Origin of the sequence: Streptomyces sp. SCUT-3, from assembly GCF_014083985.1 — a bacterium.
Lineage (GTDB): Bacteria > Actinomycetota > Actinomycetes > Streptomycetales > Streptomycetaceae > Streptomyces_H > Streptomyces_H thermolineatus.
The window spans coordinates 1,825,818-1,852,814 of the sequence record NZ_CP046907.1; the positions used below are offsets into that span (position 1 = coordinate 1,825,818).

The following is a 26,997-nucleotide window of genomic DNA, read 5'->3' on the forward strand; positions in this document are numbered from 1 at the left end:
CCATGGCGTCAGCCACAGCGGTACTGCAGTCGGAGTGGACCAAGGTCAGGTCGGTGCGGTCGACGGTGTGGACGCTGGTCACCGCGTTCGCCGTCACCGTCGCCGTGGGCGGTGGCATCTCCGCCCTGGTCACCGCGACCTGGGGGGACGCGCCGCCGGCCGACCGGGCGATGTTCGACGCGGCGCAGACCAGCTTCTCCGGGATGTTCCTCGGCCAGCTGGCCCTGATCGTCTTCGGCGTCCTGGTGATCGGCGGGGAGTACAGCACCGGGATGATCCGCTCCTCGCTGGCCGCGGTGCCGCAGCGGGGCGTGCTGCTCGCCGCCAAGGTCGCCGTGGCGACGGCGCTGGCCCTGGTGACCGGGATGGTGACCAGCTTCACGGCGTTCTTCGTGGGCCAGGCGTTCCTGGGGCAGCGGGCCACCACCCTGGCCGAGGAGGGCGTGCTGCGCGCGGTGTTCGGCGCCGGGCTGTACATGACCCTGATCACGATGTTCGCCATGGGGGTGACGGCGATGCTGCGCAGCCCGATGCTCTCGCTCGGCATCCTGATGCCGTTCTTCTTCCTGGTCTCCAGCATCCTCGCCGCGGTTCCCAAGGCGAAGGAGGTGGCGCAGTACTTCCCCGACCAGGCCGGCGCGCGCATCATGCAGGCCGTGCCCATGGGCGACGCCCCGTACGGCCCGTGGGGCGGGCTGGGGATCATGGCGCTGTGGGTGGTGGCCGCGCTGGCGGGCGGCTACCTGGTGCTGAAGAAGCGCGACGCCTGAGGGCGTCCGCCCCCTCACCGGCCTCCCCCCGGCCCGCCGGGGCCCCGTCCCTCAGTGGCGGGGGGCGTTCCGCGACCGCTGCAGCTTCGCGCTGCGGCGGTCGCGCGCGTTCCAGCAGGATCCGTGCCAGTGCCGGCGGTCGTCCACTCCCCCGTACTCGGGCCAGGCCACCACGTGCCCCGTGCCCGGGGGGATCTCCTGGTCGCAGCCGGGGCACCGGTAGTACTTCCCGGCGGAGCCGGACACCTGACGGACCGTCCACTCCTCGCCGCGCCAGTCCACGGTGCGCTCGTGGCCGAAGACCGGGCCGCCCGGGCGCTCGGCGGGGAGAGCGCCCGGCCTGGGGCGGTTTCTGCGCGGCGACACGGCACACCTCACATCGCACGGATCACACGGATCGTTGTCGGGCAACCGCGCCCAAGCCTACGCCGATGCCGCCCGCACACCCCGAAACGATCATGATTATCCGAGAATCGCCCTGCCGGGCCGTGCCTTTGGCACGTGTCAGGCGTTATCGCCTTCGAGGGAAACCGGATCGGGCGGAGGGGGAAAGGACCATGCGCGTCGGAGCGTTCGTGCTCGCGGCCCAGTTCCCGGGACAGGGACAGGCGGAGGCGCTGCACCGCGCGGTGCGCTCCGCCGAGACCGCGGAGGAGGCCGGGCTCGACGACGTGTGGCTCGCCGAGCACCACTTCGTGCCCTACGGCACGTGCCCGTCGGCGGTGACACTGGCCGCGCTGCTGCTCGGCCGCACCCGGCGGATCGGGATCGGCACGGCGGTCAGCGTGCTGCCCAACGCCCACCCGGTGGCCCTCGGCGAACAGGCGGCCCTGCTGCACCTGCTGTCCGGCGGCCGCTTCTCCCTCGGCGTCGGCCGCGGCGGGCCGTGGGTGGACCTGGAGGTCTTCGGCGGCGGCCTCGAGGCGTACGAGAGGGGCTTCCCCGAGTCGCTGGACCTGCTGCTGCGCTGGCTCCGGCAGCCGCGGGTGGCCGCCGACGGGGAGCGCTACCGCTTCCGCGAGGTCGCCGTGGTGCCGCGGCCCGGGGAGCTGCCGGACGGCCCGGCGTCCCCGCCCGTGGTCGTCGCCTGCACCTCGCCGGACAGTGTGCGGCTGGCCGCCCGCCGGAGACTGCCCATGCTCCTGGGGATGCACTGCGGCGACGCGGAGAAGGCCGAGATGGTCCGCCTCTACCGGCGGGAGGCGCTGGCCGCCGGCGCCACCCCCGAGCAGGTGCGCGCGGCCGGGCACGTCTCGGTGGGCGTGGCGCAGGTGGCCGACCGCGCCGAGGAGGCCCGCGAGACCCTGCTCAAGGCGATGCCGGGCTGGTTCGAACTGGGCCTGGGCGCCCACACCACCGTGGACGGGCGGGCCCGTTCCATGCGCGACCCGCACGCGTACACCTCGCTGCTGTGCGACCTGCACCCGGTGGGCCCGCCGCGGCTGTGCGCCGACCGGATCGCCGCCACCGCCGAGGCCACCGGGATCACCAGGTTCGCCTTCCTGACCGAGGGCTCGGGCGACCTGGCGGCCACCGAGCACAACCTGGCGCGCCTGGGCGGCGAGGTGCTCCCGCTGCTGCGCTGACGCCTCCCGCGGGCGCGCGCCGCGACGGGTGCCCGCGGCACGCGACGCGACGGGTGCCCGCGGGAAGAACGGGCGGTGCGCAGGGGGCTCCGCCTCCCGCACACCGCCCGCGGCGGTTCAGCAGTCCCGCAGCAGCGGCGACTGGTTGAGCAGCTGGCCCCGCACCGAGGTGAAGCGCGCGTGCGCCTGGTCGGCCTCCTCCCCGAGCGGGAAGACGGCCACGCGGTGGCAGTTCTGGAAGGCCAGGCGAACCCCGAAGTGCCGCTGGAGCGCTCCGCGTATCGCGTCGCTCGCCAGGGCCCGGAGCAGCTGCCCGCGCGCCTGCTCGTCCGGCGGGGGGACCTGGTTGTCGGCGAACGGACCCCCGTCCGCGCCCAGTCGGTCCACCAGAGAACTGATCATCTCCCAGGCATACGGCAGGGAGGTCCGGACGCAGTCGACGAATTCCGCTTCGTCGACCTCGCCTCGCTCGGCCTTTTCGAGGAGGGCCGGTGAGACGTCGAGCGACATGAGGTACTCCTCTCGCGGCCCCCTCTTCAGGGAGGGCCTGCACGGACACATGAGGAAGACCGCAGCAACGCACACGCCGCACAACGGCTTCCCGTTCAACCGTAGAGCCCGGATCCGTCACGCACCAGGCACATACGAGCACAACCAGCCATCACCGGCGACCGGTTCAACCGTGAATCGCCCGCGGAGCCCCGCGTGGACTAGCCTGCCGACCGTGCGTCTCGTCATTGCCCGCTGCTCCGTCGACTACGCAGGCCGGCTCACCGCCCACCTGCCGTCGGCCCCGCGGCTCATCCTGGTCAAAGCAGACGGCTCGGTGTCCATCCACGCCGACGACCGTGCCTACAAGCCCCTCAACTGGATGTCTCCGCCCTGCACGCTCAAGGCGGAGGAGGACGTCTGGACGGTGGTCAACAAGGCCGGTGAGAAGCTGATCATCACCATGGAGGAGGTGATCCACGACTCCTCCCACGAACTGGGGGTCGACCCCGGGCTCATCAAGGACGGCGTCGAGGCCCACCTCCAGGAGCTGCTCGCCGACCGCATGGAGGTCCTGGGCGAGGGCTGGACCCTGATCCGGCGTGAGTACCCCACGGCCATCGGCCCGGTGGACATCCTGTGCCGGGACGCCGACGGCGGCACGGTCGCCGTCGAGATCAAGCGCCGCGGCGAGATCGACGGCGTCGAGCAGCTCACCCGCTACCTCGAACTGCTCAACCGCGACCCCCTGCTGGCCCCGGTGAAGGGCGTCTTCGCCGCCCAGGAGATCAAGCCCCAGGCCCGGGTGCTGGCCACCGACCGCGGCATCGGCTGCGTGACCCTCGACTACGACGCGATGCGCGGCATCGAGGACGACAAGCTCCGCCTGTTCTGACACCGGCACCGGTCCCGCGCGGCACGCGGGAACGGGAACGGGCCGGCCGACCCCGCGTGCGGGGTCGGCCGGCCCGTTCCCGTTCCCGTCAGGCCGGCGTCGTGCTGCTCGTGCCGCCCCCGGCGCTCGGGTACGCCACGCTCTCGCCGCCCTCGGCGGGGGCGCTCGCCGAGTTCGTGGTGCCGCCCTCGGTGGTGCCGGTGTCACCGGTTCCGGCGTCGGCTCCCCCGGAGGGTTCCCCGGTGGAGCTGGGCTCCGCGGACGGGCTTCCGCTCGTCCCGTCCGAGGCACCCGTGTCACCGGTGCCCCCGCTTCCGCCCGTGGTGCCGCCCGTGCTCCCGCCACCGCCCGTGGTGCCGCCGCCCGTGGTGCCTCCGGAGGACGAACTCCCCCCGGGCGAGGGGCTCGTGGATTTGGCGGGTGTGCTCTTGCCCGGCGTGGGGCTCTCCGACTCCTTCTCCTCCTCCTCGGAGGCGCTGGCGCTGGGGTCGGCGGTGCCGCTGGGCCCGGTGCCCGAGGGGGCGGGGCCGGACGGTCCGACCGGCCCGGCAGGCTGCTGCCCGGGCGGCCCGTCCTGCGTCCGCTCCTCCTGCTCGGCGGACTCGTCGGGGGCGACGTTCATCGGGGTGTTGTCCTGCGGGCCCTCCGCCGCCGTGCTGCCGAGGGTGACGACGGTCCCCAGCACCGCGACCAGCAGCGCCCCGGCGCACGCCGCGACGACGTTGCGGCGCGGCCCGGCCTGCAGCAGTCCCCGCACACCGCCCGGCGCCCGGCCCGCGACCGGTGCCGGTGCCGGTGCCTGTGCCGCGGACGCTCCCGCGGGCCTGCGGGACGCGGTCGCGGACGCCGGCGGCCTCCCCTTCGCGGCGCGGGCGGCCAGGGCGGGCAGCACGGTCGTGACGGCCGCGGCCGACTCGTCCGCGGCGCTCCCGGCACCGGCACCGGTTCCGGCACCGGTGCCGCCGAGCGTGTCGGCCTCCCCCGTGACGTCCACGACCAGCGCCAGCGTGCGGCGGCCGACCAGCACGCCCGTCCGGTCCGCGAGGGCGCCGCGCAGGCCGATCGACGCCTCCAGTTCGCTGCGCGCCCGGTCCGGGTTGCCGGTGCACAGCGCCAGCACGCCCAACTCGTGGTGGAAGTAGGCCTCCTCGGCGACGTCGCCGGTCAGCCGGGCGGCCTCCTGGCCGATCCGCAGGGTCCGCTCCCAGGCGGTCCAGTGCAGTGCCGCCGCGAAGACCGGGGCCGCTGTGCGGGCCAGCAGTACGGCGGCGCTGGGGTGCCCGGTGTCGCGTGCGGCCGCCATGGCGGCGAGCACCGCGTCCGCCTCCTGGGCGACCCGGTGCGTGGTGACCGAGGGGTGGCCCGCCCACCAGGCGTAGTGGCGGGCCGCGGTGAGCGCCTGCTCCGCCGGGCCGTCGCCCGCCGCGGCGAGCAGCTGGGGGCGCACGCCGGCCGCGAGCCGGTAGCGGGAGGCCGCGGCGGTGAGCAGGCCGCAGTCGAGGAGCTCGCCCAGCGCCGTGTCTGCGTGGGTGTCCCCCACCAGGGCCGGCAGGTGGGCCGGATCGGGGCACTCGCCGTCCAGCACCACCGCGAACCGCAGGGTCTCCCGGGCCGAGGCGCTCAGGCGGGAGGCGAACAGCCGGGCCGGTGCGGCGCTCTCGGCCAGGGACGGCAGCGGGGGCCGGCCCGCCGCGGGGGCGTGCTCCGCACCCGCGGAGCCGGAGCCCCACACGTCCGTCTCACCGTCGTCCCCGCGGCCGCCGGAGGAGGGGCCGGACGCGGGGCCGTCCGGTGCCGTCCCGGCCTCGTCGCGCTGCGCCAGGAGCTCGGCGGCCTGGACGAAGCGCAGGGGCAGGCCCTCGGACTCGAACCACAGGTCGGCCGCCCAGGCCGCCTCGTCGTCCTCCAGGGACCGGCCGCACCGCTGGGCGAGCATCTCCAGGCACGCGGACCGGCTCAGGCCGGCCAGGGGGACCTCCTCGACCCCGGATCCGGCCGCGGGCTCGGGCACGTCGGGCAGCGCGGAGAGGAGGAAGGCGCACTCGGGCGCGCCGGCGAGCAGTTCCTCCAGCTGCGCCCCGCCGAACTCGAGGTCGTCGACCACCACGATCGCGCCGATGCCGCGGACCAGGTCCGCCAGCGCGTCGGGGGCGGGGCGGTAGCCGTCGGTGCGGTGGACGGCCGCGCACAGTTCCTGCAGCAGGTCGGCCGGGCCGCGGTGGCGGCCGTGGAGGCGGACGACGCCGTCGGGAGCGAATCGTTCCTCCTCGCACTCCTCCGCCACGGCGTCCAGCAGTGCGGTGCGGCCCGAGCCGGAGGGGCCGGTGAGCCGGACCGAGCGGCCGCGGGCGAGCAGGCGGACCAGCCGCTCCTGCTCGTCGTCGCGCTCGACGAGGTCCGTCCTGCCGCGCGTCAGACTTCCCGGCGGCGGCACCGGCCGCGCCGCGGCGGCGACGGCCTCGCGCTCCTCGGCGGTGCGCTTCGGGGGCACCGGGGGCTTCTGGTCGAGCGGGCGGGCCCGGACCTCGCTGCCATCGACCGGATTGACCGTCAGGAGGTAGTCGCCGGCGATCAGTTCGGTGATTCCGCGCCCCTGGACCGGTGTCCCGGCGGGGCCGTCCGCGCCGAGGGCGGGAAGGGACTGGCGGGGGGCCGCGGGCGGCCTCGCCCCGCCGCCGGACGCACCGGATCCCGGCACCCCGGACCCCTGCGCCCCTGTTCCCGACGCCCCCGGGCCGGACCGCTTCGGACCGGCCGTTCCGGTCCCCGTCGGGTCGGGCGCGTCCGCGTCGCGGCGCGGCGTCCCGCCGTCGTCGGGAAGGTAATCGGGTCCCCCGGTGTGCGGGTCCATGCTCTCCAGCCCCTCGGTGCCAGCCCCGGTTGCGTCGGCGGTCCGCGAGGGGGACGCGCCGGAACCCGAACCCTAGTGCCTCCCGGCATATTTCAGTAGCGCAGGGTGAGCATGCTCCCGACAGGTCCGTACCGGACCGGTATCAGCCCCGGCTACCGATCTGCTCCCCCGGCCAGGCGTCTGCGGCGATGCCGCCCTCGATGGCCAGGATCCGGTGCAGCCGCGTCGCCACGAGGAGCCTCTGCAGCTGCACCGGGACGCCCCGGAGGACGAGCCGGCGTCCGGCCCGGCCCGCCCTCCGGTGCGCACCCATGATCACGCCGAGGCCCGTGGCGTCCCACGAGGCCAGCTCGGTCAGGTCCAGCACCAGGTCGCCCTCGCCGGAGTCGACGGCACGGTGCAGCACCGTGCGGGCGTCCGCCGCGCTCCGGACGTCGAGGCGCCCCCCGACGGCGAGCCGGTGGTGGTCGCCCCTGATCCGCATGAACACTCCCCGACTTTTCGACGAACGGTCTCTTCCCATCTGACCGCCCATCGCGTGCGCTGGATGCCGTCCGTGAGCCAATCGATACCGAATTCACTCACCTGGGTGAGGACTTCTCAGTAGCTGTAGAAGCCCTTGCCGCTCTTGCGGCCGATGTCGCCCGCGTCGACCATGCGGCGCATGATCTCCGGCGGGGCGAACTTCTCGTCCTGGCACTCGGTGTAGATGTTGCCGGTGGCGTGCAGCAGGATGTCGACGCCGGTCAGGTCCGCCGTGGCCAGCGGGCCCATGGCGTGGCCGAAGCCCAGGCGGCAGGCGGTGTCGATGTCCTCCGCGCTGGCCACGCCGGACTCGTAGAGCTTGGTGGCCTCGACGACCAGCGCCGAGATCAGGCGGGTGGTGACGAAGCCGGCCACGTCGCGGTTGACGACGATGCAGGTCTTGCCGACGCCCTCGGCGAACTCCTTGGCCGCGGCCAGGGTCTCGTCGCTGGTCTTGTAGCCGCGCACCAGCTCGACCAGCTGCATCATCGGCACCGGCGAGAAGAAGTGCACGCCGACGACGCTCTCCGGGCGGCCGGTGACCGCGGCGATCTTGGTGATCGGGATGGCGGAGGTGTTGGAGGCGAGCACCGCGCCGTCCTTGGCGATGCGGTCCAGCGAGCGGAAGATCTCCTGCTTGACCTCGATCTTCTCGAAGACCGCCTCGACGACGACGTCAGCGTCGGCGACCGCGTCCATGTCGGTCGTGGTGGTGATGCGGCCCAGCGCGGCCTCGGCGTCGGCCGCCTCCAGCTTCCCCTTGGAGACGAACCTGTCGTACGACGCCCTGATGCCGTCGGTGGCGCGGGTCAGCGCCTCGTCGGTGACGTCGCGCAGCACGACCTCGTGACCGGCCTGCGCCGAGACCTGCGCGATGCCGGACCCCATGAGCCCTGCCCCGATGACGGCGAGCTTCTTCGCCACTGCGTGTCCCTCTTCTCGTTCGTGCGCCGGTGGTCCTGGGACCTTAACGCCCGTTCACGTTACCGGGCAGCAGTAAGAGGCGGACATCACGGTTCCCGGCCGCGGCTGTGACCGGGGGCACCCTTCCCTCCCCCGGGCGGACGGCCCCGGCGGCGCTACTCTTCGCCCATGGTCAACCTCACGCGCATCTACACCCGGACCGGGGACGACGGCACCACGGCCCTCGGCGACATGAGCCGCACGGCGAAGACGGACTCGCGGATCAGCGCGTACGCCGACGCCAACGAGGCCAACGCGGTGATCGGCACCGCCATCGCCCTGGGCAACCTGCCCGAGCCGGTGGTCGCCGTCCTCACCCGGGTCCAGAACGACCTGTTCGACGTGGGCGCCGACCTGGCCACCCCGGTGGTGGAGAACCCCGAGTACCCGCCGCTGCGGGTCCAGCAGAGCTACGTCGACAAGCTGGAGGCGGACTGCGACGCCTTCCTCGCGGACCTGGAGAAGCTGCGCAGCTTCATCCTCCCCGGAGGGACGCCCGGCGCCGCCCTGCTGCACCAGGCGTGCACGGTGGTGCGGCGTGCCGAGCGCTCCACGTGGGCGGCCCTGGCCGAGCACGGCGAAACGATGAACGCCCTGACCGCCACCTACCTCAACCGGCTCTCGGACCTGCTGTTCATCCTCGCCCGCACCGCCAACAAGGAGCGCGGCGACATCCTGTGGGTCCCCGGCGAGAACCGCTGACCCCGGCCCGGTGCCGGCCGGGCCGGTCCCCCGCCGACAGCCCGCGCCGGGCCCGGTGCCCCTCCGGCACCGGGCCCGCGCCGTCGGCCCGCCGGGCCCGGCCCGGCGGTCACCGGGAGGCCGTCTCCTTCTCCTCCGCCCGCGCCCGCGGCTCCGCCTTCGGCCACACCGTGTAGCTCAGGGCGACGACCACCGCGATCCCGCACACCCACAGCATCCGAGCCTGCCACTCCCCCAGGACCGCGGTGCGCCCCGGGTCCCCCACCCACCACACCGTCACCTGCAGCAGGGCCGCGGCCACCGCCGCGCCGGCCAGCGTGCGGCCGCACATCGCCCACTCGTGCCGCGCCCGCGCCGCGCCGTACTTCGGCGGCCCGGCCGGTTTCGGCCCGCCCCCCAGGCGGTGGGCGGCGTGCCCGTCCGCCCAGCGGACCAGGTAGTGCCCGTAGGACACCGAGAAGCCGAGGTAGACGGCGGCCAGTCCGTGCTGCCAGTCGGCCGCGGCGCCCGCCCGCAGGTCGGCCGCGGTCGCGGCGAGCAGCACCAGGTCCACCACCGGCACGCAGGCCAGCAGCACCGCGCCGGTGCGGCGCAGGCCCAGCAGGTACCGGGCGCCCAGTCCGGCCGCCAGGACCGCCCAGAAGGCGACCTCGCAGGCGACGATCACGGTGACGATCACTGTCGGCTCCTTCCGCGGCTCCCGCCGGGGTCCCCGTCCGTCCCCCGCGGTCCCCTCCAGCCTTCCGGCCGCACGGGCCGTCCGCGTCGTCGCCGCCGGTGATCCGCGGCTGCATCCTTCGATGTACCCGCGGGCCTCCGGGGCGGGCCGCGGGAGGGAGGCGCGGGCCGCCGGGCACCGTGTTTGATGGTGCTGTGCCGGTACCCCGCCCCCTCTCCGCCCGCCCCGCCGCGCCGCCGCACCGCCTGCGGCCGCACCGCGACGACGTGCTGATCGCCGCGGCCGGCCTGCTCGGCGGGCTGGTGATGTGGTCGCTGGACCTCTACACCGTCGGCCCCCCGCGCGAGGACCCCGGATGGCGGCCCCTCGTGCCGCTGGTCGTGATGACCGCCGCGGAACTGCTGCGCCGCACCGCCCAGCCGTGGGCACTGCTGCCCGCCACCGCCGCGCTCGTCGCCGACCAACTGTCCGGCTCCCTGCTGCCCACCGTCCTGATGTTCACCGACGTCGTCTACGCGGCGGTGCTCTACGGGAGCCGCCGCACGGCGCGCCGGGTCCCGCAGGCGGGCATGCTGGTGACGGTGGCGAGCACCGCGGTCTCCTTCGCGGTGTGGCAGCAGGCGGAGGCCCTGGTCGTCGGCGTGCTCTGCGGGCTCCTCACGGTCGGCCCCGCCTGGACCGGCGTCCTCATCCGGGACCACCGCGACGCGGCCGCCGCGGAGCGGCTGCGCGCGGAGCAGACCGCGCTGCTGGCGGAGATGGACCGGCGTCAGGCCGTGGGCGCCGAACGGGCCCGGATGGCCCGCGAGCTCCACGACGTGGTGGCCAACCACCTCTCCGCGATCGCCATCCACTCCACCGCCGCGCTCTCCCTGTACGGGAGCGGCGGGGAGGACGGGGACCCGGCCCGTTCGTCGCTGGAGACCATCCGGGGGAGCAGTGTCCAAGGTCTGGCCGAAATGCGCCGCCTCATCGGGCTGCTGAGGGACTCCGAAGGGGACCGGGAGCCCTCGGCCGCGCCCACCCTGGCGGGTCTGGACGCCCTGGTGGAGCAGGCGCGTTCGGCCGGGGCCGCCGACGGTCTGGAGTTCCGTCTGCACAACGGGGCGCCGGACGACGGCGACGTCCCGGCGCCGGTGGCCCTGGCCGCCTACCGGATCGTCCAGGAGTCCCTCACCAACGCCCTCAAGCACGCGGCCCCCGGCCCCGTGGAGGTCCGTGTGGAACCGCAGGACGGCTCCCTGGCGGTCACCGTGCGCAGTGCCTTCCGCCCCGACCCCGGGGCGCGGGCCCCGGGCGCCGGGGCCGGCCTGGTCGGCATGCGCGAACGCGCCGTGCTGCTGGGCGGGGTGTTCGGGGCCGGACCCCTGCCCGGACCCCTGCCCGGCGCCCGCACGGACGGCACCGGCACGGGCACCTGGCAGGTCCGCGCAGTCCTGCCGCTGACGAACGAGGAGGCACCGTGACACATCGGCCGGGCCACGGGCCCGCAGCCCCCGCCCCGGAGCGCCCGGTGCGGGTGCTCGTCGCCGAGGACCAGGCCGCGGTCCGCGCCGGCCTGGTACTGATCCTGGGCTCCGCGCCGGACGTCGAGGTGGCCGGGGAGGCCGCCGACGGCGTCGAGGCCGTGCGGCTGGCCCGCGAACTGCGGCCGGACGTGGTGCTGATGGACGTGCAGATGCCCCGGCTGGACGGGGTCTCGGCGACCCGGCGGATCGTCGGGGACGGCCTCGCGGACGTGCTGGTGCTGACCACCTTCGACCTCGACGAGTACGTCTTCGGCGCGCTGCGCGCCGGGGCCGCCGGGTTCCTGCTCAAGGACACCGACGCCCGCGCCCTGGTCGAGGGGGTGCGGCTGGTGGCGCGCGGGGAGGGGATGATCGCTCCCGCGGTGACCCGCAGGCTGATCAGCGCCTTCGCCCGGCCTGCGGGCAGGCGCGCGGAGCCGGCCGACCCGCGGGTGCTCGACGGCCTGACCCGCCGCGAGCGGGAGGTCCTGGCCTGCGTGGGCGAGGGGATGTCCAACGCGGAGATCGCCTCGCACCTGGGGATGGCGGAGGCGACGACGAAGACCCATGTGAGCCGGATGCTGGGGAAACTCGGGCTGCGCAGCAGGGTGCAGGCCGCGGTGCTGGCCCAGGAGCTGGGCCTCGGCGGGCCGGGCTGAGCGGTGCCGGACCGAGCGGCGCCGGACGGGCCGGGAGGTGCGGGCCGGGGGCCGGAGGAAGCCGGGGCACGAGGGCGCGAAGGCACGGGGGCCGGGCCGCCGGGCGCCGGGGCGTCAGGGGCCGGGGAACGGAAGAACCGGCCGGTGCGTGGGCGTCAGGCGACGTTCACGCGCTGGCCGGGGGGCGCGGCCTCGAGCCAGGCGAGGAAACCCGTCAGGGCGTCGTCGCTCATGGCGAGCTCGAGTCCTTCGCCGCGGTGGGTGCAGGCGAGGACCACCGAGTCGTCGAGGAGCGCGAGCTCCTCCTCGCCCATCGGGGTGCGGCGGTGCAGAACCCCGATCTCGGCGCGTTCCAGCACGTGGCGGGGGCGCAGGGCGTAGGAGAAGACGCGGAACCACTCGATGCGGTCGCTGCTGTAGCGGGCCACACCGTACACCCAGCCCTTGCCTCCGCCCTCGGCCGCCGTACCGGCGGCAGTCGGGCCGGCGGACACCGGGTGGAGCCGCAGGCTGCAGTCGAAGGTGCCGCCGGAGCGCTGGATGACCCTGCGCCGCAGGCCGAAGGCGACCAGCGCCAGGACCAGGACCGCAATGCAGCAGGCGACCACGACGAGAGCGAGGATCACGCTGACCACCTCCTCGCTTCGACGGTTAGGAAACTCTACCGCTCATCACGGGTCCGGCGAGCGGGCCGCCGCCCGACGGGGCGGCCCGCCTGCCGGAAGTGCTCACCGGTGTACGCCGGCGACCGCACGCAGACGGATCTCCGCGCGCCGCTCGGCGGCGGCGTCGGCCTCCGCCTTGGCGCGCTCCAGGGCACGCTCGGCGCGGCCGACGTCGATCTCGTCCGCGAGCTCGGCGATCTCCGCGAGGACGGAGAGCTTGTTGTCGGCGAACGAGATGAAACCGCCGTGGACGGCGGCGACGACGGTTGCGCCGTCGGAGGTGCGGACGGTCACCGGGCCGGACTCCAGCACGCCGAGGAGCGGCTGGTGCCCCGGCATGATGCCGATGTCACCCGACGGCGTACGTGCGACGACCAGGGTCGCCTCGCCGGACCAGACGTTGCGGTCGGCCGCGACGAGCTCGACGTGCAGCTCGGCCAAGATGGCTCCTCGGGTCTGCCGCCCGCCTGGTGCGGCGGGCGTCGTGTCAAAGAATAACGGGGGCGGGAGGGGGGCGGCGAACACCGCCCCCCTCCCCGGCCGGGGCCGGTGACCGGCAGGTCACCGGACCGGCTCAGGAGACGCCCAGCTCCTTGGCGTTCTTCTCCAGGTCCTCGATGCCGCCGCACATGAAGAAGGCCTGCTCGGGGAAGTGGTCGTACTCGCCGTCGGCGATCGCGTTGAACGCGTGGATCGACTCGTCCAGCGGGACGTCCGATCCGTCGACACCGGTGAACTGCTTCGCCACGTGGGTGTTCTGCGACAGGAAGCGCTCGATGCGGCGGGCCCGGTGGACGGTGAGCTTGTCCTCCTCGCCGAGCTCGTCGATGCCGAGGATCGCGATGATGTCCTGCAGGTCCTTGTACTTCTGCAGGATCCCCTTGACCCGCACCGCGCACTCGTAGTGGTCCTGCGCGATGTAGCGCGGGTCCAGGATGCGGGAGGTGGAGTCCAGCGGGTCCACCGCCGGGTAGATGCCCTTCTCCGAGATCGGGCGCGACAGAACGGTGGTCGCGTCCAGGTGGGCGAAGGTGGTGGCCGGCGCCGGGTCGGTCAGGTCGTCCGCGGGGACGTAGATCGCCTGCATGGAGGTGATCGAGTGACCGCGGGTCGAGGTGATGCGCTCCTGCAGGAGGCCCATCTCGTCCGCCAGGTTCGGCTGGTAGCCCACCGCGGAGGGCATGCGGCCCAGCAGGGTGGAGACCTCGGAACCGGCCTGGGTGAAGCGGAAGATGTTGTCGATGAAGAACAGCACGTCCTGCTTCTGCACATCGCGGAAGTACTCCGCCATGGTCAGGCCGGCCAGCGCCACGCGCAGACGGGTGCCCGGGGGCTCGTCCATCTGACCGAAGACCAGGGCGGTCTTGTCGATGACGCCCGAGTCGGTCATCTCCTCGATGAGGTCGTTGCCCTCACGGGTGCGCTCGCCGACGCCGGCGAACACCGAGACGCCCTCGTGGTTGTTGGCGACGCGGTAGATCATCTCCTGGATGAGCACCGTCTTGCCGACACCGGCACCGCCGAACAGGCCGATCTTGCCGCCCTTGACGTACGGGGTCAGCAGGTCGATGACCTTGACGCCGGTCTCGAACATCTCGGTCTTGGACTCGAGCTGGTCGAAGGCCGGGGCCTTGCGGTGGATCGGCCAGCGCTCGGTGACCTCGACCGTGGACGGGTCCACGTTGAGGATCTCGCCGAGGGTGTTGAACACCTTGCCCTTGGTGACGTCACCGACGGGGACGGTGATGCCCGCGCCCGTGTCGGTCACCGGGGCCTGGCGGACCAGGCCGTCGGTGGGCTGCATGGAGATGGTGCGCACCAGGCCCTCGCCCAGGTGCTGCGCGACCTCGAGGGTCAGCGTCTTGACGGCGCCGTCCTGGGCCGGGTCGGCGACGTCGACCTTGAGCGCGTTGTAGATCTCGGGCATCGCGTCGACGGGGAACTCCACGTCGACGACCGGCCCGATGACCCGCGCGACGCGGCCCGTCGCCGTGGTCGTCTCAACAGAGGTGGTCATAGTTGTCAGTCACTCCCCGCGGTCGCGTCGGCCAGGGCACTCGCGCCACCGACGATCTCGCTGATCTCATTGGTGATTTCGGCCTGGCGGGCCGCACTGGCAAGCCGCGAGAGCGACTTGATGAGCTCCTCGGCGTTGTCGGTCGCCGACTTCATCGCCCGGCGGCGGGCGGCGTGCTCGGAGGCAGCCGACTGCAGCAGGGCGTTGTACACGCGGCTCTCGACGTACCGCGGCAGCAGGGCGTCCAGGACGTCCTCGGCCGACGGCTCGAAGTCGTACAGGGGGAGGGCCTCCCCCTCCTTGGCGGTCTCCTCGTCCGACTCCGCCCTGTCCAGGCTGAGCGGCAGCAACCGGACGTCGACCGGGGTCTGCGACACCATCGAGACGAACTCGGTGAAGACGATGTGCAGCTCGTCGACGCCGCCGGCGGCCGTCTCGGTGGTGAAGGCCTCGATGAGGCCGCCCGCCACCTTCTTGGCGTCCGCGTAGGTCGGCTGGTCGGTGAAGCCGGTCCAGGCGTCCGCAACCTCGCGCTGGCGGAAGTTGTAGTACGCCACGCCCTTGCGGCCGACGATGAAGGTCCGGACCTGCTTGCCCTCCGCCTCCAGCCGCTCGGTCAGCTTGTCCGCCGCCTTGATGGCGTTGGACGAGTAGCCGCCGGCCAGGCCGCGGTCGCTCGTGACGAGCAGGACCGCGGCGCGGACCGGGTTCTCGGCCTCGGTGGTGAGCGGGTGCTCGGTGGTGGAGCCGGTGGCCACCGCGGTCACCGCGCGGGTGAGCTCACGCGCGTACGGCGTCGACGCCGCCACCGCCCGCTGCGCCTTGACGATGCGGGAGGCGGCGATCATCTCCATCGCCTTGGTGATCTTCTTGGTCGCGGTGACGGACCGGATGCGTCGCTTGTAGACGCGAAGCTGGGCTCCCATAAGCTCAGACCTCGCCCAGGAGCTTGCCGTCCGCGGTCTCGAACTGCCGCTTGAAGTCGGCCACCGCGGCCGTGAGCGCCTCGACGGTCTCGTCCGGCAGCTTGCCGGTCTCGACGATGCCGTTGAGGAGGTCCTTCTTCTCGCGGCGCAGGTGGTCCAGCAGCTCCTTCTCGAAGCGGCGGATGTCCTCGACCGGGACGTCGTCCAGCTTGCCGGTGGTGCCGGCCCAGATGGAGACGACCTGCTCCTCGATCGGGAACGGCGCGTACTGGCCCTGCTTGAGCAGCTCGACCATGCGCTTGCCGCGCTCCAGCTGCTGCTTGGAGGCCGCGTCCAGGTCGGAGCCGAAGGCGGCGAACGCCTCGAGCTCGCGGTACTGGGCCAGGTCCACGCGCAGACGGCCGGAGACCTGCTTCATGGCCTTGATCTGCGCGGAACCGCCGACGCGGGAGACCGAGATGCCGACGTTCAGGGCCGGGCGCTGGCCGGCGTTGAACAGGTCGGACTCCAGGAAGCACTGGCCGTCGGTGATGGAGATGACGTTGGTCGGGATGAACGCCGAGACGTCGTTGCCCTTGGTCTCGACGATCGGCAGGCCGGTCATCGAGCCGGCGCCCATGTCGTCGGAGAGCTTGGCGCAGCGCTCCAGCAGGCGGGAGTGCAGGTAGAAGACGTCGCCCGGGTAGGCCTCGCGGCCCGGCGGACGGCGCAGCAGGAGGGACACGGCGCGGTAGGCGTCGGCCTGCTTGGTCAGGTCGTCGAAGACGATCAGGACGTGCTTGCCCTCGTACATCCACTGCTGGCCGATGGCCGAACCGGTGTAGGGGGCGATGTACTTGAAGCCCGCCGGGTCGGACGCCGGGGCGGCGACGATGGTGGTGTACTCCAGGGCGCCGGCCTCCTCCAGCGCACCGCGCACGGACGCGATGGTGGAGCCCTTCTGGCCGATCGCGACGTAGATGCAGCGGACCTGCTTCTTCGGGTCGCCGGAACGCCAGTTGTCGCGCTGGTTGATGATCGTGTCGACCGCGAGGGCGGTCTTGCCGGTCTGGCGGTCGCCGATGATCAGCTGGCGCTGGCCGCGGCCGATCGGGGTCATCGAGTCGACGGCCTTCAGGCCGGTCTGCATCGGCTCGTGGACCGACTTGCGCTGCATGACGGTCGGGGCCTGCAGCTCCAGCGCGCGGCGGCCGGAGGTCTCGATCTCGCCGAGGCCGTCGATCGGGTTGCCCAGCGGGTCGACGACGCGGCCGAGGTAGCCCTCGCCGACCGCGACCGACAGGACCTCGCCCGTGCGGCGGACCGTCTGGCCCTCCTCGATGCCGCTGAACTCACCGAGGATGACGACACCGATCTCGCGCTCCTCGAGGTTGAGGGCGAGGCCGAGGGTGCCGTCCTCGAACTTCAGCAGCTCGTTCGCCATGACCGAGGGAAGGCCCTCGACCTTGGCGATACCGTCGCCTGCGACGGTGACAGTGCCGACCTCCTCGCGAGAGGCGGCGTCCGGCTTGTACGACTGGACGAAATTCTCCAGCGCGTCCCGGATCTCCTCCGGCCGGATCGTGAGCTCCGCCATCTGGTGTCCCTGCTCTCCTAGTTGGGCCCGAAGTTTTCCTGGGGGTCTGGGGGCTGCACCCGACGCGACGGGTACTGCGGGCCCCCAGAAGACTCCAGTCACGGCCCAACCCGGGCCGCTTCCATGCTTGTTGTTGTGCCGGTGTGCTTCTCGCGCGGCGGTCAGCCGGCGAGCCTGCGGGTTGCGTCGTCGATCCGGCTGCCGACGGTGCCCTCGATGACCTCGTCGCCGATGCGCACCCTGATCCCGCCGACGACCTCGGGGTCGACGTCGAGGTTGAGGTGGACCGTGCGGCCGTACAGCCTGCCCAGCGCCGCGCCGAGGCGCGTGCGCTGCACGTCGCTGAGCGGGACCGCGCTGGTCACCACGGCGACCACCCTGCCCCTGCGGGCGGCGGCCAGCTTGGAGTACTCCTCCAGGCCACCTTCCAGGCTACGTCCTCGCGGACGGGTCACCAGCCGGGTGACCAGCCGCTCGGTGACGATGTCCGCGCGGCCGCCGAGCAGGTCGCGGACCAGGTCGGCCCGGGCCGAGACGGTCGAGGCCTGCTCGGTGAGCGCGGCCCGCAGCTCGGGGTCGGAGGCGACGATGCGTCCGAAGCGGAACAGCTCGTCCTCGACGTCGTCGAGTGCGTCGACGCGCTGGGCGCCGATCAGCTCGGCGACGGTCGACAGCTCCTCGACGGCGTCGGTCAGGTCACGCGGCTGCGACCAGCGGCTCCGGACCATCCCGGAGACCAGCTCGATCGTCTCCTCGCCGACCTGGCCGGCCAGGAGGCGCGACACCAGGTCGGCCTTGGCCTGCCCGGCCTGCGCCGGATCGGTGAGGATCCGGCGCAGCGACACCTCGCGGTCGAGCAGCCCCGTGACGGCGGCCAGTTCCTCGGCGAGCACGGACGCGCGGACAGAGGTGTTGTCCGTCAGCGCGTCGAGCCGCTCGCGTGCGGCAGCCAGTGCCTCGCGGCTTGCTCCGTTCATCGGGCAGCGCCCTCCTCGGCGCGGTCCTCGAGCGCGTCGAGGAACCGGTCGATGACACGGCTCTGCCGGGCGTGGTCCTCGAGGGACTCCCCGACGAGCCTGCCGGCCAGGTCGGTGGCGAGCCTGCCGACGTCCTGGCGCAGGGTGAGCGAGGCCTGCTTGCGGTCGGCCTCGATCTGGGCGTGGCCGGCAGCGATGATCTCCTCACGCTGCCGCTGGCCCTCGGCACGCATCTCGGCGATGAGCGCAGCGCCCTGCTCCTGCGCCTCCTGGCGCAGGCGCGCGGCCTCGTGCCGGGCCTCGGCGAGCTGCTCCTTGTACTCGGCGAGCACGCTCTGGGCCTCGGCCTGCATGGCCTCCGCCCGCTCGATGCCGCCCTCGATGGCGTCCGTGCGGTCCGCCAGCGCCTTCTGAGCCTTGGGAAGGACGAGCTTCCACAGGACACCGAAGAGGATGACGAAGCAGACGGCGCCCCAGAACAGGTCCGCCGGAGCGGGCAGGAGGATCCCGATGCCCTCGGGTGCCTCCGCCGCCAGCGGTGTCGTCGTCGTCGTCATCGTGATCACTGGAAGAGGAAGCCGGCGACGAGACCGATGAGGGCGAGGACCTCGATGAACGCGAGACCCAGGAACATGGTGGTGCGGAGCATCGGGGCGGCCTCGGGCTGGCGGGCCATGCCCTCGATGGTCTTGCCGACCATGATGCCCAGACCGATGCCGGGGCCGATGGCAGCCAGGCCGTAACCGATGGCGTTGAGGTTGCCGGAGACGGCGTCGGCCGCGGCGAGGATGTTGCTCACTGGTTTTCCTTCCATGGTGTGGCGTACGGCGAGGAGTACGCCGTACGTCGGTTCAGTCCGCGAGGCTCAGTGTTCGTGGCTGATCGCCATGTTGATGTACATCGCGGTGAGCAGCGTGAAGATGTAGGCCTGCAGCGCTGCGACGAAGAGCTCGAACCCGGTGAAGGCGAGGCCCATCACCGCGGAGCCGGCTCCGGCGACGGGCAGCAGCCCGCCGCCGTGGAGCAGCAGGTACGAAGCTCCACTGAAGAAGAGGACGAGGAGGATGTGGCCGGCCATCATGTTCGCCAGGAGCCGGAGCATCAGCGAGAAGGGCCGGATGATCAGGGCCTGGAGGGCCTCCAGGAGGATCACCACCGGGGCCAGGGCCTTCGGCACGCCGGGGACGACCGTCTGGACCTTGATGTAGCCGAACAGGCCGTGCTCGCGGACGCCGTCCACGTGGTAGATCGCCCAGGTGATCATGGCCAGCAGGAAGGGCAGCCCGATGGTCGAGCTCGCCGCGATGTTCACGCCGGGGACGATCGCCAGGATGTTGGCGCCGAGGACGAAGAAGAAGAGGGTGACCAGGTAAGGCAGGTACCTGGTGCCCTTCACCCGGCCCAGCGTCTCCAGGGCGATGGAGTTCCGCACGAAGTCGATGGCCGTCTCGGCGACGTTCTGACCGCCGCGCGGCACACGCTGCGGATTGCGCATCGCGATGGCGAACAGGGCCGCGATCACGAGGGTGACCAGCACCAGGGCAATGCGGATGCGGTTGAGTTCGAAGACCGTTCCCTCGAAGAGGACCGCGTCGGGGAAGAACTCGGAGATTGACGGCGTGTGGAATTCGCCGTCGCCGCCCGCTGCGAGCGGCGTCTGGGTCAGCGCAAGCGCGTTCAGCGTGTGCTCCATGTTTGAGGGCCGAAGGAAGCTTCAGCTGCAGCCGTACATGACATACAGGGTCGATTGCACACCGGCTGGGCCGGCGGCCGGTCCGGATCGGACGGCGCGCCTGCGGCGGGAGTGAGCACCATGTGCCGATGCGTCCGCCCTTGGCACGCCCGAACGGGGCCGGTCGAGAGCGGTCAGTCCCTGTGAGCCGTTCCGAAGACCCGCCCAGCAACCACTTTCCGCGCTACTAACATACCAACCCTTTACCTTGCCCGTCATCGGCCCCCTCCCCCGCCGCCGGCGTCCTTCCCCAGCTCGGGGTTGACGTAAGCCATGCGGGCGCGGTAGAGGACCATCGCCTCCAGGGCGAGGAACCCGAAGGTTCCGACGAGGAAAGCGCCGAAGAACATCCAGGTCGAGAAGAAGTCCCGGCCCTGCAGGAGCCAGAGCACCAGGACCAGCAGGATGATCTTGATCAGCCAGGAGCCCATGACCGCGGCCGCGAGCTGCTGCGGTGCGAGCCGCACGGTCACCAGGCCCACCAGCGCGGTCACCGCGAGGAAGACCACGGGGACGGCGATGCCCAGCAACCCGCCGACCGCACCGGCCCCGCCGTCCACGGCGTAGCCGACGAGGGCCGCCACGGCCGCCGCGGCGAGCGCGCCGAGCAGGCCGAGCCGGAGTACCCGGAGCATGGCCTCGCTCACGGTCACCGGTCGGCCCGGTGCACCGCGTTGCGCACGTGTGGGCATGGCGTCTCCCATGGATCGGGACTGGCGGAAGTTGTCACGGGGAGCCCTCGGGGGCACCGGCCCGGATCACCGTACGATTCAGCGCCCCATCGCCGATGGGGCTGAGTGCAGGAGCTGACGTTCGGCGCTTGTGCAAGGTATCACAAGCGTTCCGGCGCCAGTTTCCCCGGCCGGGCCCAGGTTTCCCGGACGAGGGAGACGTTCCGCACACTCGCTTGCCCGAGGGGCGCCGGGGTGGCCCTTATCACACTTTCCGTAGTGCCGGCGTAAAGGCCTCGCCGGCCCCTGCCCGCAGGCCGGGCGGGCCTCAGCCCACCCGCGCCTCCCGCTCCTCCCGGGCCCCGGCCGGACCGGTGCCGGCGCCGAGGGCGTGCGCGCCGTTGGCCCCGCGGGCGGCCTCCTCCGCCGTGGGCGCCCTGTCCGCACCCGGCTCCGTCCCGGCCCCGGCGGCCCGGGCCCGCCGCCGGTAGCGCGGCGGGACGAACGCCTCCGCCCAGCGCGGGGCGCGGGGCTTGAACCGCGGCAGGAGGAGCACCACCAGGCCGGCCGCGCTCAGCACCACGATCGCCAGCATGATCAGCAGGCTGTTGGACTGCACCGAGACCGCGACCGCGCCGAAGGCGATCAGCGCCGACCAGAAGTACATGATCAGCACGGCCCGGCTGTGGGAGTGGCCCACCTCCAGCAGACGGTGGTGCAGGTGGCCGCGGTCGGCGGCGAACGGCGACTGGCCCTTCCAGGTGCGGCGCACGATCGCCAGCACCAGGTCGGCGGCCGGGATCGCGATGACCGTCAGCGGCAGCAGCAGCGGGATGTAGACCGGCACCATGGCGTGCACCGTGTTCCGCTCAGAGCCGGTGAGGGGGGTGATCGCGTCCGGGTCGACCTGCCCGGTGATCGACACCGCGGCGCCGGCCAGCATCAGGCCGATCAGCATCGACCCCGAGTCGCCCATGAAGATCCGCGCCGGGTGCAGGTTGTGCGGCAGGAAGCCCACGCACATGCCGATCAGGATGGCGCTGAACAGCGTCGCCGAGGCGGCCGTCTCCATCCCGTAGCCGTACCAGAGGCGGTAGGCGTACATGAAGAACGCCAGGGCCGCGATGCAGACCATGCCCGAGGCCAGGCCGTCCAGGCCGTCCACGAAGTTCACCGCGTTGATGGTGACGACGACCACGGCCACCGTCAGCAGGGTGGACACCCCGGGACTGAGCGAGACGCCGCCGACGAAGGGCACCGGCAGGTAGAGGATCTGCAGGCCCTGCAGGACCATCACCGCCGCGGCGACCATCTGGCCGCCGAGCTTGATCAGGGCGTCCACGCCCCACTTGTCGTCCAGCACGCCCAGGATCCAGATGATCCCGGCGCCGGCCAGGAGCGCCCGGGGCTCGTCGGAGAGGGTGAACATCTTCCCGACGTTGGTCAGCTGCGAGGCGACCAGCAGGCCCGCGCACAGGCCGCCGAACATGGCGATGCCGCCGAGGCGCGGTGTCGGCTCCCGGTGCACGTCACGGGCCCGGATCTCCGGCATGGCCCCGGCCGCGATCGCGAACTTCCGCACCGGGCCGGTCAGCAGGTAGGTGACGGCGGCCGTGATGCAGAGGGTCAGCAGGTATTCACGCAAAATTCGCTCCCCGGAGCATCGCAGCGCTGGTCCTCACAGCGACACAGCCTATTCGGGTCCGGGCCCCGGCTGTGAACACGGACGAGGACGCCGGGGGCGGCCGGACGGTTGCACCGTCACGCCTGCCCCGGACGGGGCGGGAAGCGCGCCGTCAGGTCGGCGACCTCCGCCGCCACTCCCCGCGCGCCGCGCAGCGCCCTGCCGATCAGGTCGGCGATCAGCGCCGCCTCGTCCTCCCCCATCCCCTGGCACGTCACCGAGGCGGTGCCCAGCCGGATCGCCGAACCGGCCGAGGGCGGCCGCGGGTCCCCGGGCACCGCGCACTTGTCGACCACGATGCCCGCACCGGCGCAGCGCGCCCGGGCCTGCTGCCCGTCCAGGCCGAGGCCGGTGACCCCCGCGACCATCAGGTGGGTGTCGGTGCCGCCGGTGCGCAGGGCCAGCCCCTGCCCGGCCAGGCCCGACGCGAGCGTCCGGGCGTTGGCCACCACCTGCCGCGCGTACCGCGCGAACGCCGGGGTCGCCGCCTCGGCGAAGGCGACCGCCTTGGCCGCCACGACGTTCATGTGCGGGCCGCCCTGGGAGAACGGGAAGACCGCCCGGTCGATCCGGCGGGCCAGCTGCGCACCGCACAGGATCAGCCCGCCGCGCGGCCCGCGCAGCAGCTTGTGGGTGGTGCCGGTGACCACGTCGGCGTACGGCACGGGGTCGGGCGCCGCGCCGCCGGCCACCAGCCCGAGGGTGTGGGCGGCGTCCACCACCAGGTACGCCCCCACCTCGTCGGCGATCTCCCGGAACGCCGCGTGGTCGAGGTGGCGCGGGTAGGAGATCGCGCCGCACACGATCGCCTTGGGCCGGTGCGCCAGCGCCAGTTCGCGCACCCGGTCCATGTCCACCAGCCCGGTGCGCGGGTGCACCCCGTAGCCGACGAAGTCGAACCAGCGGCCGGAGAAGTTGGCCCGGGAGCCGTGGGTGAGGTGCCCGCCCTCGGGCAGCCCCATCGCCAGCACGGTGTCGCCGGGCACCAGCAGGGCCGCGTAGGCGGCCAGGTTGGCCGAGGAGCCCGAGTACGGCTGCACGTTGGCGTGCTCGGCGCCGAACAGCGCCGTGGCCCGCTCGACCGCCAGCTGCTCCGCCAGGTCGACGATCTCGCAGCCCGCGTGGTACCGGGCGCCCGGGTAGCCCTCGGCGTACTTGTCGGTCAGCACGCTGCCCAGCACCGCCAGGACGGCGGGCGAGGTGAAGCTCTCCCCGGCGAGCAGCTGCAGCCGGGTCCTCTGCCGCTCCTCCTCGGCGCGGACGATGTCCGCCAGCCGCGGGTCGACGCGGTCCAGCAGCTCGAGACCGGGGCTTGCGGCCCGGTCTGCGGCGGACGTGCTCGGCGGTGTTCCGGCGACCGTCATGGCGGGACTCTCCGGACGTGGGGAGCTGGAGGGCCCGGACACCCCGGGCCCTCCCCACTGTAGGGCGGGGCCCGGGGCCCCGCCCGGCGAGCGGGGACGGCGGCGTGAGCGGGACGGGGAGCGGCGGGAGCGGGCGCGGGACGGCGCGGTGCAGCAGGACGCGGTGCACCGCGCGGCTGCGCACGGCGCGGCCGGGGGCCGGGGGCCGGTCCCGGGTGCTACCGGCTGGGGGCGGGGACGCCGGTGAGCGCGGTGACGACCGGGTCCAGGGCGCTGCGGATCTCCTCGCCGCAGTTGCGGAAGACCGTGATCGGCGCCCCGTACGGGTCCTGCACCTCGTCGGCGTCGGGGTCGGGCGCCAGCAGCCAGCCGCGCAGCGCGGCGGCCGCGCGCACCAGGGCGCGGGCGCGCTCGACGACCCCGCCCTCGGGCAGGGTGGCCGGGTCTATCGCCCGCACCAGACGGTTGAACTCCTTGAGAGTGAAGGTGCGCAGGCCCGCCGCGTGCCCCATGGAGACCACCTGGGCGCGGTGGTCCCGGGTGGCGGTGAGCACCAGGTCCGCCTCGGCCACGTGCTCGTCCAGCAGTTCCCGGCCGGTGAACCCGTCGGTGCACGCACCGTACTCGGCCAGCACCGTGGCGGCGTGCGCCTCCATCGGGGCGCCCTCGTGCCCCCAGGTCCCGGCGCTCTCCACGACGATGCCGGCCGCGGCGTCGCCGAGCCGGCGGGCGAGCTCGTGCCGGGTCATCCGCTCGGCGATCGGCGACCGGCACACGTTGCCGGTGCACACGTGCAGGATGCGGAAGCCGTCCGGCCGGGCGGCGCGGGCCGGTATGCCCCACCGGGGCTGCGTGCGTCCCGGCCCGGCCGGCGGCTCGTGCCCGGTCACTGCGCCGGACCCCGCCCCGTCGGCGGGGCGGTGCGCCGGGTCACTGGCCGACCTCCAGGTCGGGTACGACCTTGCGCAGCTCCTCCGCGGACAGCGCGCCCTCGCGCAGCAGCACCGGGACCCTGCCCGTGACGTCCACGATCGAGGACGGCACGGCGGCCGGGGTCGGTCCGCCGTCGAGGTAGACGGAGACCGAGTCCCCGAGCATGTCCTGGGCCGCGTCGCAGTCCTGCGGGGAGGGGCGCCCGGTGAGGTTGGCGCTGCTGACCGCCATCGGGCCGGTCTCGGTGAGCAGTTCGATGGCGACCGGGTGCAGCGGCATCCGCACCGCGACGGTGCCGCGGGTGTCCCCCAGGTCCCAGCGCAGCGACGGCTGGTGGCGGGCCACCAGGGTCAGGGCGCCGGGCCAGAAGGCGTCCACCAGCTCCCACGCCTGCTCGGAGAAGTCGGTGACCAGACCGTGCAGGGTGTTCGGGGAGCCGACGAGCACCGGGGAAGGCATGCTGCGGCCGCGTCCCTTGGCCTCCAGCAGGTCGCCGACGGCCTCGGGGGAGAACGCGTCCGCGCCGACGCCGTAGACGGTGTCGGTCGGCAGGACGACGAGTTCACCGCGACGCACGGCCGACGCGGCCTCGCGCAGCCCGGCAGCGCGGTCGGTGGGGTCGGTGCAGTCGTAACGCCGGGCCATCAGATTGCCTCCCTGTCGTGTTCCGCCGGCACGGCGCCGCCCTGCGCGCCGTGCCCCTGTGCCCGCCCGGGGAGCGACCCCCGGACCCCCGGCCCGAGTTCCCCCGCCGTCACGGCGTCGCCCTGCGCGCCGTGCCCCTGTGCCCGCCCGGGGAGCGACCCCCGGACCCCCGGCCCGAGATCCCCCGCCGTCACGGCGTCGCCCTGCGCGCGGTCGTGAACCGGGGCCGGTTGTTGAGGTCGCGGTGATCGGCCGCGTCCACCCAGCCGGCCTCCTCGTTGAAGATCCAGGGCACCTGACCGCCCTGGGTGTCGGCGTGCTCGACGACGACCACGCCGCCCGGCCGCAGCAGCCGGCGCGCGGTGCGCTCGATGCCGCGGATGGTGTCCAGGCCGTCCTCGCCGGAGAACAGCGCGAGCTGCGGGTCGTGGTCGCGCGCCTCGGGCGCGACGTACTCCCACTCGGTCAGCGGGATGTACGGCGGGTTGCTGACCAGCAGGTCGACCTGCCCGTTCAGCTCGGGCAGCGCGGTCAGGGCGTCGCCGTGGTGCAGGACGACCCTGGTGCCCTCGACGTTGAGCCGGGCCCACTTCAGGGCCTTCTCGTCGAGTTCGACGGCGTGCACGCGCGAGCGCGGCACCTCCTGGGCCAGGGCCAGCGCTATGGCCCCGGAGCCGGTGCACAGGTCGACGATCAGCGGCTCGGCGACGTCCATGGCGCGCACCGCGTCTATCGCCCAGCCGACCACCGTCTCCGTCTCCGGCCGGGGCACGAAGACCCCGGGCCCGACCTGGAGCTCCAGGTAGCGGAAGAAGGCGCGCCCGGTGATGTGCTGGAGCGGTTCGCGGGCCTCGCGGCGGGCGATCGCCTCCCAGTAGCGGGCGTCGAAGTCGGAGTCGGGCACGGTGTGCAGTTCGCCGCGCTTGACCCCGTGCACGTAGGCGGCGAGCTCCTCGGCGTCGAAGCGCGGGGAGGGCACGCCGGCGTCGGCCAGCCGCTGGGTCGCCTGCGCGACCTCTGCGAGCAGCAGGTTCACTGGGGCCCTCCTGACGGGGAAACGGTCGGTTGCGCTCGACGCACGTTACTGCGGCCGGCTCACTGCGCCGCGGCGAGCTTGGCGGCGGAGTCCGCGTCGACGCACGCCTGGATCACCGCGTCCAGGTCCCCGTCGAGGACCTGGTCGAGGTTGTAGGACTTGAACCCCACCCGGTGGTCGGAGATCCGGTTCTCGGGGAAGTTGTAGGTGCGGATGCGCTCGGAGCGGTCCACCGTGCGCACCTGGCTGCGCCGGGCGTCCGACGCCTCCTTCTCGGCCTCCTCCTGGGCCGCTGCGAGCAGGCGGGCGCGCAGGATGCGCATCGCCTGCTCCTTGTTCTGCAGCTGGCTCTTCTCGTTCTGGCAGGAGACGACGATGCCGGTGGGCATGTGGGTGATGCGCACCGCGGAGTCGGTGGTGTTGACCGACTGCCCGCCGGGCCCGGAGGAGCGGTAGACGTCGATCCGCAGGTCGTTGGCGTTGATCTCGACGTCGACGTCCTCGGCCTCGGGCAGGACGAGCACGCCGGCCGCGGAGGTGTGGATGCGCCCCTGGGACTCGGTGGCGGGGACGCGCTGCACGCGGTGCACGCCGCCCTCGTACTTCAGCCGGGCCCACACGCCCTGGCCGGGCTCGGCCGGGCCGCCGCCCTTGGTCTTCACGGCCACCGAGACGTCCTTGTAGCCGCCGAGGTCGGAGGGGTTGGCCTCGATGATCTCGGTCTTCCAGCCCGCCCGTTCGGCGTAGCGCAGGTACATCCGCAGCAGGTCGCCGGCGAACAGCGCGGACTCCTCGCCGCCCTCGCCGGCCTTGACCTCGAGGATGACGTCCTTGTCGTCGCTGGGGTCGCGCGGGACGAGCAGCAGGCGGAGCCGGTCGGTCAGCTCCTCGCGCCGCAGTTCCAGCTCCTTGGCCTCGGCGGCGAAGTCGGGGTCGTCGGCGGCCAGCTCGCGGGCGGTGGCGATGTCCTCGCCCGTCTGCTTCCACTCCCGGTAGGCGCCGACGATCGGGGTGAGCTCGGCGTAGCGCTTGTTGAGCCTGCGGGCCTCGCGCTGGTCCGCGTGGACCGACGGGTCTGCGAGCTGCTTCTCGAGGTCGGCGTGCTCGCCGATCAGGTCCTCGACCGCCTCGAACATGGGCTTCC

The 26,997-nt window shown here is 73.3% G+C and carries 28 protein-coding genes; 6 read left to right on the forward strand and 22 right to left on the reverse strand.

Annotation, left to right across the window (positions count from 1 at the left end; genetic code table 11):
* Positions 1–2: 2 nt before the first annotated feature.
* Positions 3–770, forward strand: a complete 768-nt coding sequence (locus GQS52_RS07880) for an ABC transporter permease (protein WP_182312705.1) — start codon at positions 3–5, stop codon at positions 768–770.
* Positions 771–821: 51 nt separating this feature from the next.
* Here the strand turns inward: GQS52_RS07880 and GQS52_RS07885 are convergent, their stop codons facing one another.
* The gene (locus GQS52_RS07885) at positions 822–1,136 is read right to left on the reverse strand and encodes an ATP/GTP-binding protein (RefSeq protein ID WP_182312707.1); all 315 of its coding nucleotides are present in this window, start codon (positions 1,134–1,136) and stop codon (positions 822–824) included.
* 191 nt (positions 1,137–1,327) lie between these two features.
* Here GQS52_RS07885 and GQS52_RS07890 point away from each other — a divergent pair, with 191 nt between their 5' ends.
* On the forward strand, positions 1,328–2,356 hold the full coding sequence (locus tag GQS52_RS07890) for an LLM class flavin-dependent oxidoreductase (protein ID WP_182312709.1): 1,029 nt from the start codon (positions 1,328–1,330) through the stop codon (positions 2,354–2,356).
* A 117-nt stretch (positions 2,357–2,473) separates the two neighbouring features.
* On the opposite strand, the gene GQS52_RS07895 is transcribed toward GQS52_RS07890, so the two are convergent.
* Positions 2,474–2,866 carry an SCO5389 family protein gene (locus tag GQS52_RS07895; RefSeq protein WP_182312711.1) on the reverse strand — a complete coding sequence of 131 codons (393 nt, stop codon included), beginning with the start codon at positions 2,864–2,866 and terminating at the stop codon, positions 2,474–2,476.
* A 214-nt stretch (positions 2,867–3,080) separates the two neighbouring features.
* On the opposite strand from GQS52_RS07895, the gene nucS reads away from it, so the two are divergent.
* Positions 3,081–3,740, forward strand: a complete 660-nt coding sequence (gene nucS / locus GQS52_RS07900; protein ID WP_182312713.1) for an endonuclease NucS — start codon at positions 3,081–3,083, stop codon at positions 3,738–3,740.
* Positions 3,741–3,828: 88 nt separating this feature from the next.
* Here nucS and GQS52_RS07905 read toward each other — a convergent pair whose 3' ends face one another.
* From GQS52_RS07905 to GQS52_RS07915, 3 genes are all read right to left on the reverse strand, one after another.
* Positions 3,829–6,438, reverse strand: a complete 2,610-nt coding sequence (locus tag GQS52_RS07905) for an ATP-binding protein (protein ID WP_182312715.1) — start codon at positions 6,436–6,438, stop codon at positions 3,829–3,831.
* 295 nt (positions 6,439–6,733) lie between these two features.
* Positions 6,734–7,075, reverse strand: a complete 342-nt coding sequence (locus GQS52_RS07910) for an STAS domain-containing protein (RefSeq protein ID WP_182312717.1) — start codon at positions 7,073–7,075, stop codon at positions 6,734–6,736.
* Between the two features lie 116 nt (positions 7,076–7,191).
* Positions 7,192–8,040, reverse strand: coding sequence for a 3-hydroxyacyl-CoA dehydrogenase family protein (locus tag GQS52_RS07915; RefSeq protein ID WP_182312719.1), 849 nt, complete (start codon positions 8,038–8,040; stop codon positions 7,192–7,194).
* Between the two features lie 168 nt (positions 8,041–8,208).
* Between GQS52_RS07915 and GQS52_RS07920 the strand changes: the two genes are divergently transcribed.
* Positions 8,209–8,781: a cob(I)yrinic acid a,c-diamide adenosyltransferase gene (locus tag GQS52_RS07920; RefSeq protein WP_182312721.1), complete on the forward strand. Its 573-nt coding sequence runs from the start codon at positions 8,209–8,211 to the stop codon at positions 8,779–8,781.
* A gap of 109 nt (positions 8,782–8,890) precedes the next feature.
* Here the strand turns inward: GQS52_RS07920 and GQS52_RS07925 are convergent, their stop codons facing one another.
* A complete protein-coding gene (locus GQS52_RS07925; RefSeq protein WP_182312723.1) occupies positions 8,891–9,460 on the reverse strand; it encodes a hypothetical protein in 570 nt (189 codons plus the stop codon).
* A 194-nt stretch (positions 9,461–9,654) separates the two neighbouring features.
* Here GQS52_RS07925 and GQS52_RS07930 point away from each other — a divergent pair, with 194 nt between their 5' ends.
* Both GQS52_RS07930 and GQS52_RS07935 read left to right on the forward strand, forming a co-directional pair.
* On the forward strand, positions 9,655–10,926 hold the full coding sequence (locus GQS52_RS07930) for a histidine kinase (RefSeq protein WP_259370648.1): 1,272 nt from the start codon (positions 9,655–9,657) through the stop codon (positions 10,924–10,926).
* A complete protein-coding gene (locus GQS52_RS07935; RefSeq protein ID WP_259370649.1) occupies positions 10,923–11,627 on the forward strand; it encodes a response regulator transcription factor in 705 nt (234 codons plus the stop codon). Before GQS52_RS07930 ends, GQS52_RS07935 begins: the two co-directional genes overlap by 4 nt.
* Positions 11,628–11,782: 155 nt before the next feature.
* Here GQS52_RS07935 and GQS52_RS07940 read toward each other — a convergent pair whose 3' ends face one another.
* The 16 genes from GQS52_RS07940 to prfA form a co-directional block, all read right to left on the reverse strand.
* Positions 11,783–12,253 carry a DUF2550 domain-containing protein gene (locus tag GQS52_RS07940; RefSeq protein ID WP_182312725.1) on the reverse strand — a complete coding sequence of 157 codons (471 nt, stop codon included), beginning with the start codon at positions 12,251–12,253 and terminating at the stop codon, positions 11,783–11,785.
* Positions 12,254–12,355: 102 nt separating this feature from the next.
* Positions 12,356–12,736 carry a F0F1 ATP synthase subunit epsilon gene (locus tag GQS52_RS07945; RefSeq protein ID WP_182316286.1) on the reverse strand — a complete coding sequence of 127 codons (381 nt, stop codon included), beginning with the start codon at positions 12,734–12,736 and terminating at the stop codon, positions 12,356–12,358.
* 130 nt (positions 12,737–12,866) lie between these two features.
* Positions 12,867–14,309, reverse strand: a complete 1,443-nt coding sequence (gene atpD / locus GQS52_RS07950; RefSeq protein ID WP_182312726.1) for a F0F1 ATP synthase subunit beta — start codon at positions 14,307–14,309, stop codon at positions 12,867–12,869.
* A 5-nt stretch (positions 14,310–14,314) separates the two neighbouring features.
* On the reverse strand, positions 14,315–15,235 hold the full coding sequence (locus GQS52_RS07955) for a F0F1 ATP synthase subunit gamma (protein ID WP_182312727.1): 921 nt from the start codon (positions 15,233–15,235) through the stop codon (positions 14,315–14,317).
* Positions 15,236–15,239: 4 nt separating this feature from the next.
* Positions 15,240–16,811, reverse strand: coding sequence for a F0F1 ATP synthase subunit alpha (gene atpA / locus GQS52_RS07960; protein ID WP_182312728.1), 1,572 nt, complete (start codon positions 16,809–16,811; stop codon positions 15,240–15,242).
* Positions 16,812–16,972: 161 nt separating this feature from the next.
* Complete coding sequence (locus GQS52_RS07965) at positions 16,973–17,788, reverse strand: F0F1 ATP synthase subunit delta (protein ID WP_182312729.1); 816 nt, start codon at positions 17,786–17,788, stop codon at positions 16,973–16,975.
* Positions 17,785–18,345 carry a F0F1 ATP synthase subunit B gene (locus GQS52_RS07970; protein WP_182312730.1) on the reverse strand — a complete coding sequence of 187 codons (561 nt, stop codon included), beginning with the start codon at positions 18,343–18,345 and terminating at the stop codon, positions 17,785–17,787. Before GQS52_RS07970 ends, GQS52_RS07965 begins: the two co-directional genes overlap by 4 nt.
* Positions 18,346–18,350: 5 nt before the next feature.
* Positions 18,351–18,602, reverse strand: a complete 252-nt coding sequence (locus tag GQS52_RS07975) for an ATP synthase F0 subunit C (protein WP_182312731.1) — start codon at positions 18,600–18,602, stop codon at positions 18,351–18,353.
* 51 nt (positions 18,603–18,653) lie between these two features.
* Positions 18,654–19,481, reverse strand: a complete 828-nt coding sequence (gene atpB / locus GQS52_RS07980; protein ID WP_182312732.1) for a F0F1 ATP synthase subunit A — start codon at positions 19,479–19,481, stop codon at positions 18,654–18,656.
* A 254-nt stretch (positions 19,482–19,735) separates the two neighbouring features.
* Positions 19,736–20,155: a hypothetical protein gene (locus tag GQS52_RS07985; protein WP_182312733.1), complete on the reverse strand. Its 420-nt coding sequence runs from the start codon at positions 20,153–20,155 to the stop codon at positions 19,736–19,738.
* 364 nt (positions 20,156–20,519) lie between these two features.
* The gene (locus GQS52_RS07990) at positions 20,520–21,836 is read right to left on the reverse strand and encodes an MraY family glycosyltransferase (protein WP_182312734.1); all 1,317 of its coding nucleotides are present in this window, start codon (positions 21,834–21,836) and stop codon (positions 20,520–20,522) included.
* 116 nt (positions 21,837–21,952) lie between these two features.
* A complete protein-coding gene (gene glyA / locus GQS52_RS07995; protein ID WP_182312735.1) occupies positions 21,953–23,239 on the reverse strand; it encodes a serine hydroxymethyltransferase in 1,287 nt (428 codons plus the stop codon).
* 218 nt (positions 23,240–23,457) lie between these two features.
* The gene (locus GQS52_RS08000; RefSeq protein ID WP_182316287.1) at positions 23,458–24,075 is read right to left on the reverse strand and encodes a protein-tyrosine-phosphatase; all 618 of its coding nucleotides are present in this window, start codon (positions 24,073–24,075) and stop codon (positions 23,458–23,460) included.
* Positions 24,076–24,169: 94 nt separating this feature from the next.
* On the reverse strand, positions 24,170–24,817 hold the full coding sequence (locus GQS52_RS08005) for an L-threonylcarbamoyladenylate synthase (protein WP_182312736.1): 648 nt from the start codon (positions 24,815–24,817) through the stop codon (positions 24,170–24,172).
* Positions 24,818–25,007: 190 nt separating this feature from the next.
* Positions 25,008–25,853 (reverse strand): peptide chain release factor N(5)-glutamine methyltransferase, encoded by an 846-nt coding sequence (gene prmC, locus GQS52_RS08010; RefSeq protein ID WP_182312737.1) that lies wholly within the window; start codon positions 25,851–25,853, stop codon positions 25,008–25,010.
* A 59-nt stretch (positions 25,854–25,912) separates the two neighbouring features.
* The gene (prfA, locus tag GQS52_RS08015) at positions 25,913–26,989 is read right to left on the reverse strand and encodes a peptide chain release factor 1 (protein WP_182312738.1); all 1,077 of its coding nucleotides are present in this window, start codon (positions 26,987–26,989) and stop codon (positions 25,913–25,915) included.
* Positions 26,990–26,997: the final 8 nt, after the last annotated feature.

Bases quoted from the DNA above. Each gene is read 5' to 3' on its own strand.
- GQS52_RS07880 (WP_182312705.1), top strand. From the start codon at position 3: ATGGCGTCAGCCACAGCGGTACTGCAGTCGGAGTGGACCAAGGTCAGG.
- GQS52_RS07890 (WP_182312709.1), top strand. From the start codon at position 1,328: ATGCGCGTCGGAGCGTTCGTGCTCGCGGCCCAGTTCCCGGGACAGGGA.
- GQS52_RS07895 (WP_182312711.1), bottom strand. From the start codon at position 2,866: ATGTCGCTCGACGTCTCACCGGCCCTCCTCGAAAAGGCCGAGCGAGGC.
- GQS52_RS07910 (WP_182312717.1), bottom strand. From the start codon at position 7,075: ATGCGGATCAGGGGCGACCACCACCGGCTCGCCGTCGGGGGGCGCCTC.
- GQS52_RS07920 (WP_182312721.1), top strand. From the start codon at position 8,209: ATGGTCAACCTCACGCGCATCTACACCCGGACCGGGGACGACGGCACC.
- atpD (WP_182312726.1), bottom strand. From the start codon at position 14,309: ATGACCACCTCTGTTGAGACGACCACGGCGACGGGCCGCGTCGCGCGG.
- GQS52_RS07955 (WP_182312727.1), bottom strand. From the start codon at position 15,235: ATGGGAGCCCAGCTTCGCGTCTACAAGCGACGCATCCGGTCCGTCACC.
- atpA (WP_182312728.1), bottom strand. From the start codon at position 16,811: ATGGCGGAGCTCACGATCCGGCCGGAGGAGATCCGGGACGCGCTGGAG.
- GQS52_RS07965 (WP_182312729.1), bottom strand. From the start codon at position 17,788: ATGAACGGAGCAAGCCGCGAGGCACTGGCTGCCGCACGCGAGCGGCTC.
- GQS52_RS07970 (WP_182312730.1), bottom strand. From the start codon at position 18,345: ATGACGACGACGACGACACCGCTGGCGGCGGAGGCACCCGAGGGCATC.
- GQS52_RS07975 (WP_182312731.1), bottom strand. From the start codon at position 18,602: ATGGAAGGAAAACCAGTGAGCAACATCCTCGCCGCGGCCGACGCCGTC.
- atpB (WP_182312732.1), bottom strand. From the start codon at position 19,481: ATGGAGCACACGCTGAACGCGCTTGCGCTGACCCAGACGCCGCTCGCA.
- GQS52_RS07985 (WP_182312733.1), bottom strand. From the start codon at position 20,155: ATGCTCCGGGTACTCCGGCTCGGCCTGCTCGGCGCGCTCGCCGCGGCG.
- glyA (WP_182312735.1), bottom strand. From the start codon at position 23,239: ATGACGGTCGCCGGAACACCGCCGAGCACGTCCGCCGCAGACCGGGCC.
- GQS52_RS08005 (WP_182312736.1), bottom strand. From the start codon at position 24,817: ATGGCCCGGCGTTACGACTGCACCGACCCCACCGACCGCGCTGCCGGG.
- prfA (WP_182312738.1), bottom strand. From the start codon at position 26,989: ATGTTCGAGGCGGTCGAGGACCTGATCGGCGAGCACGCCGACCTCGAG.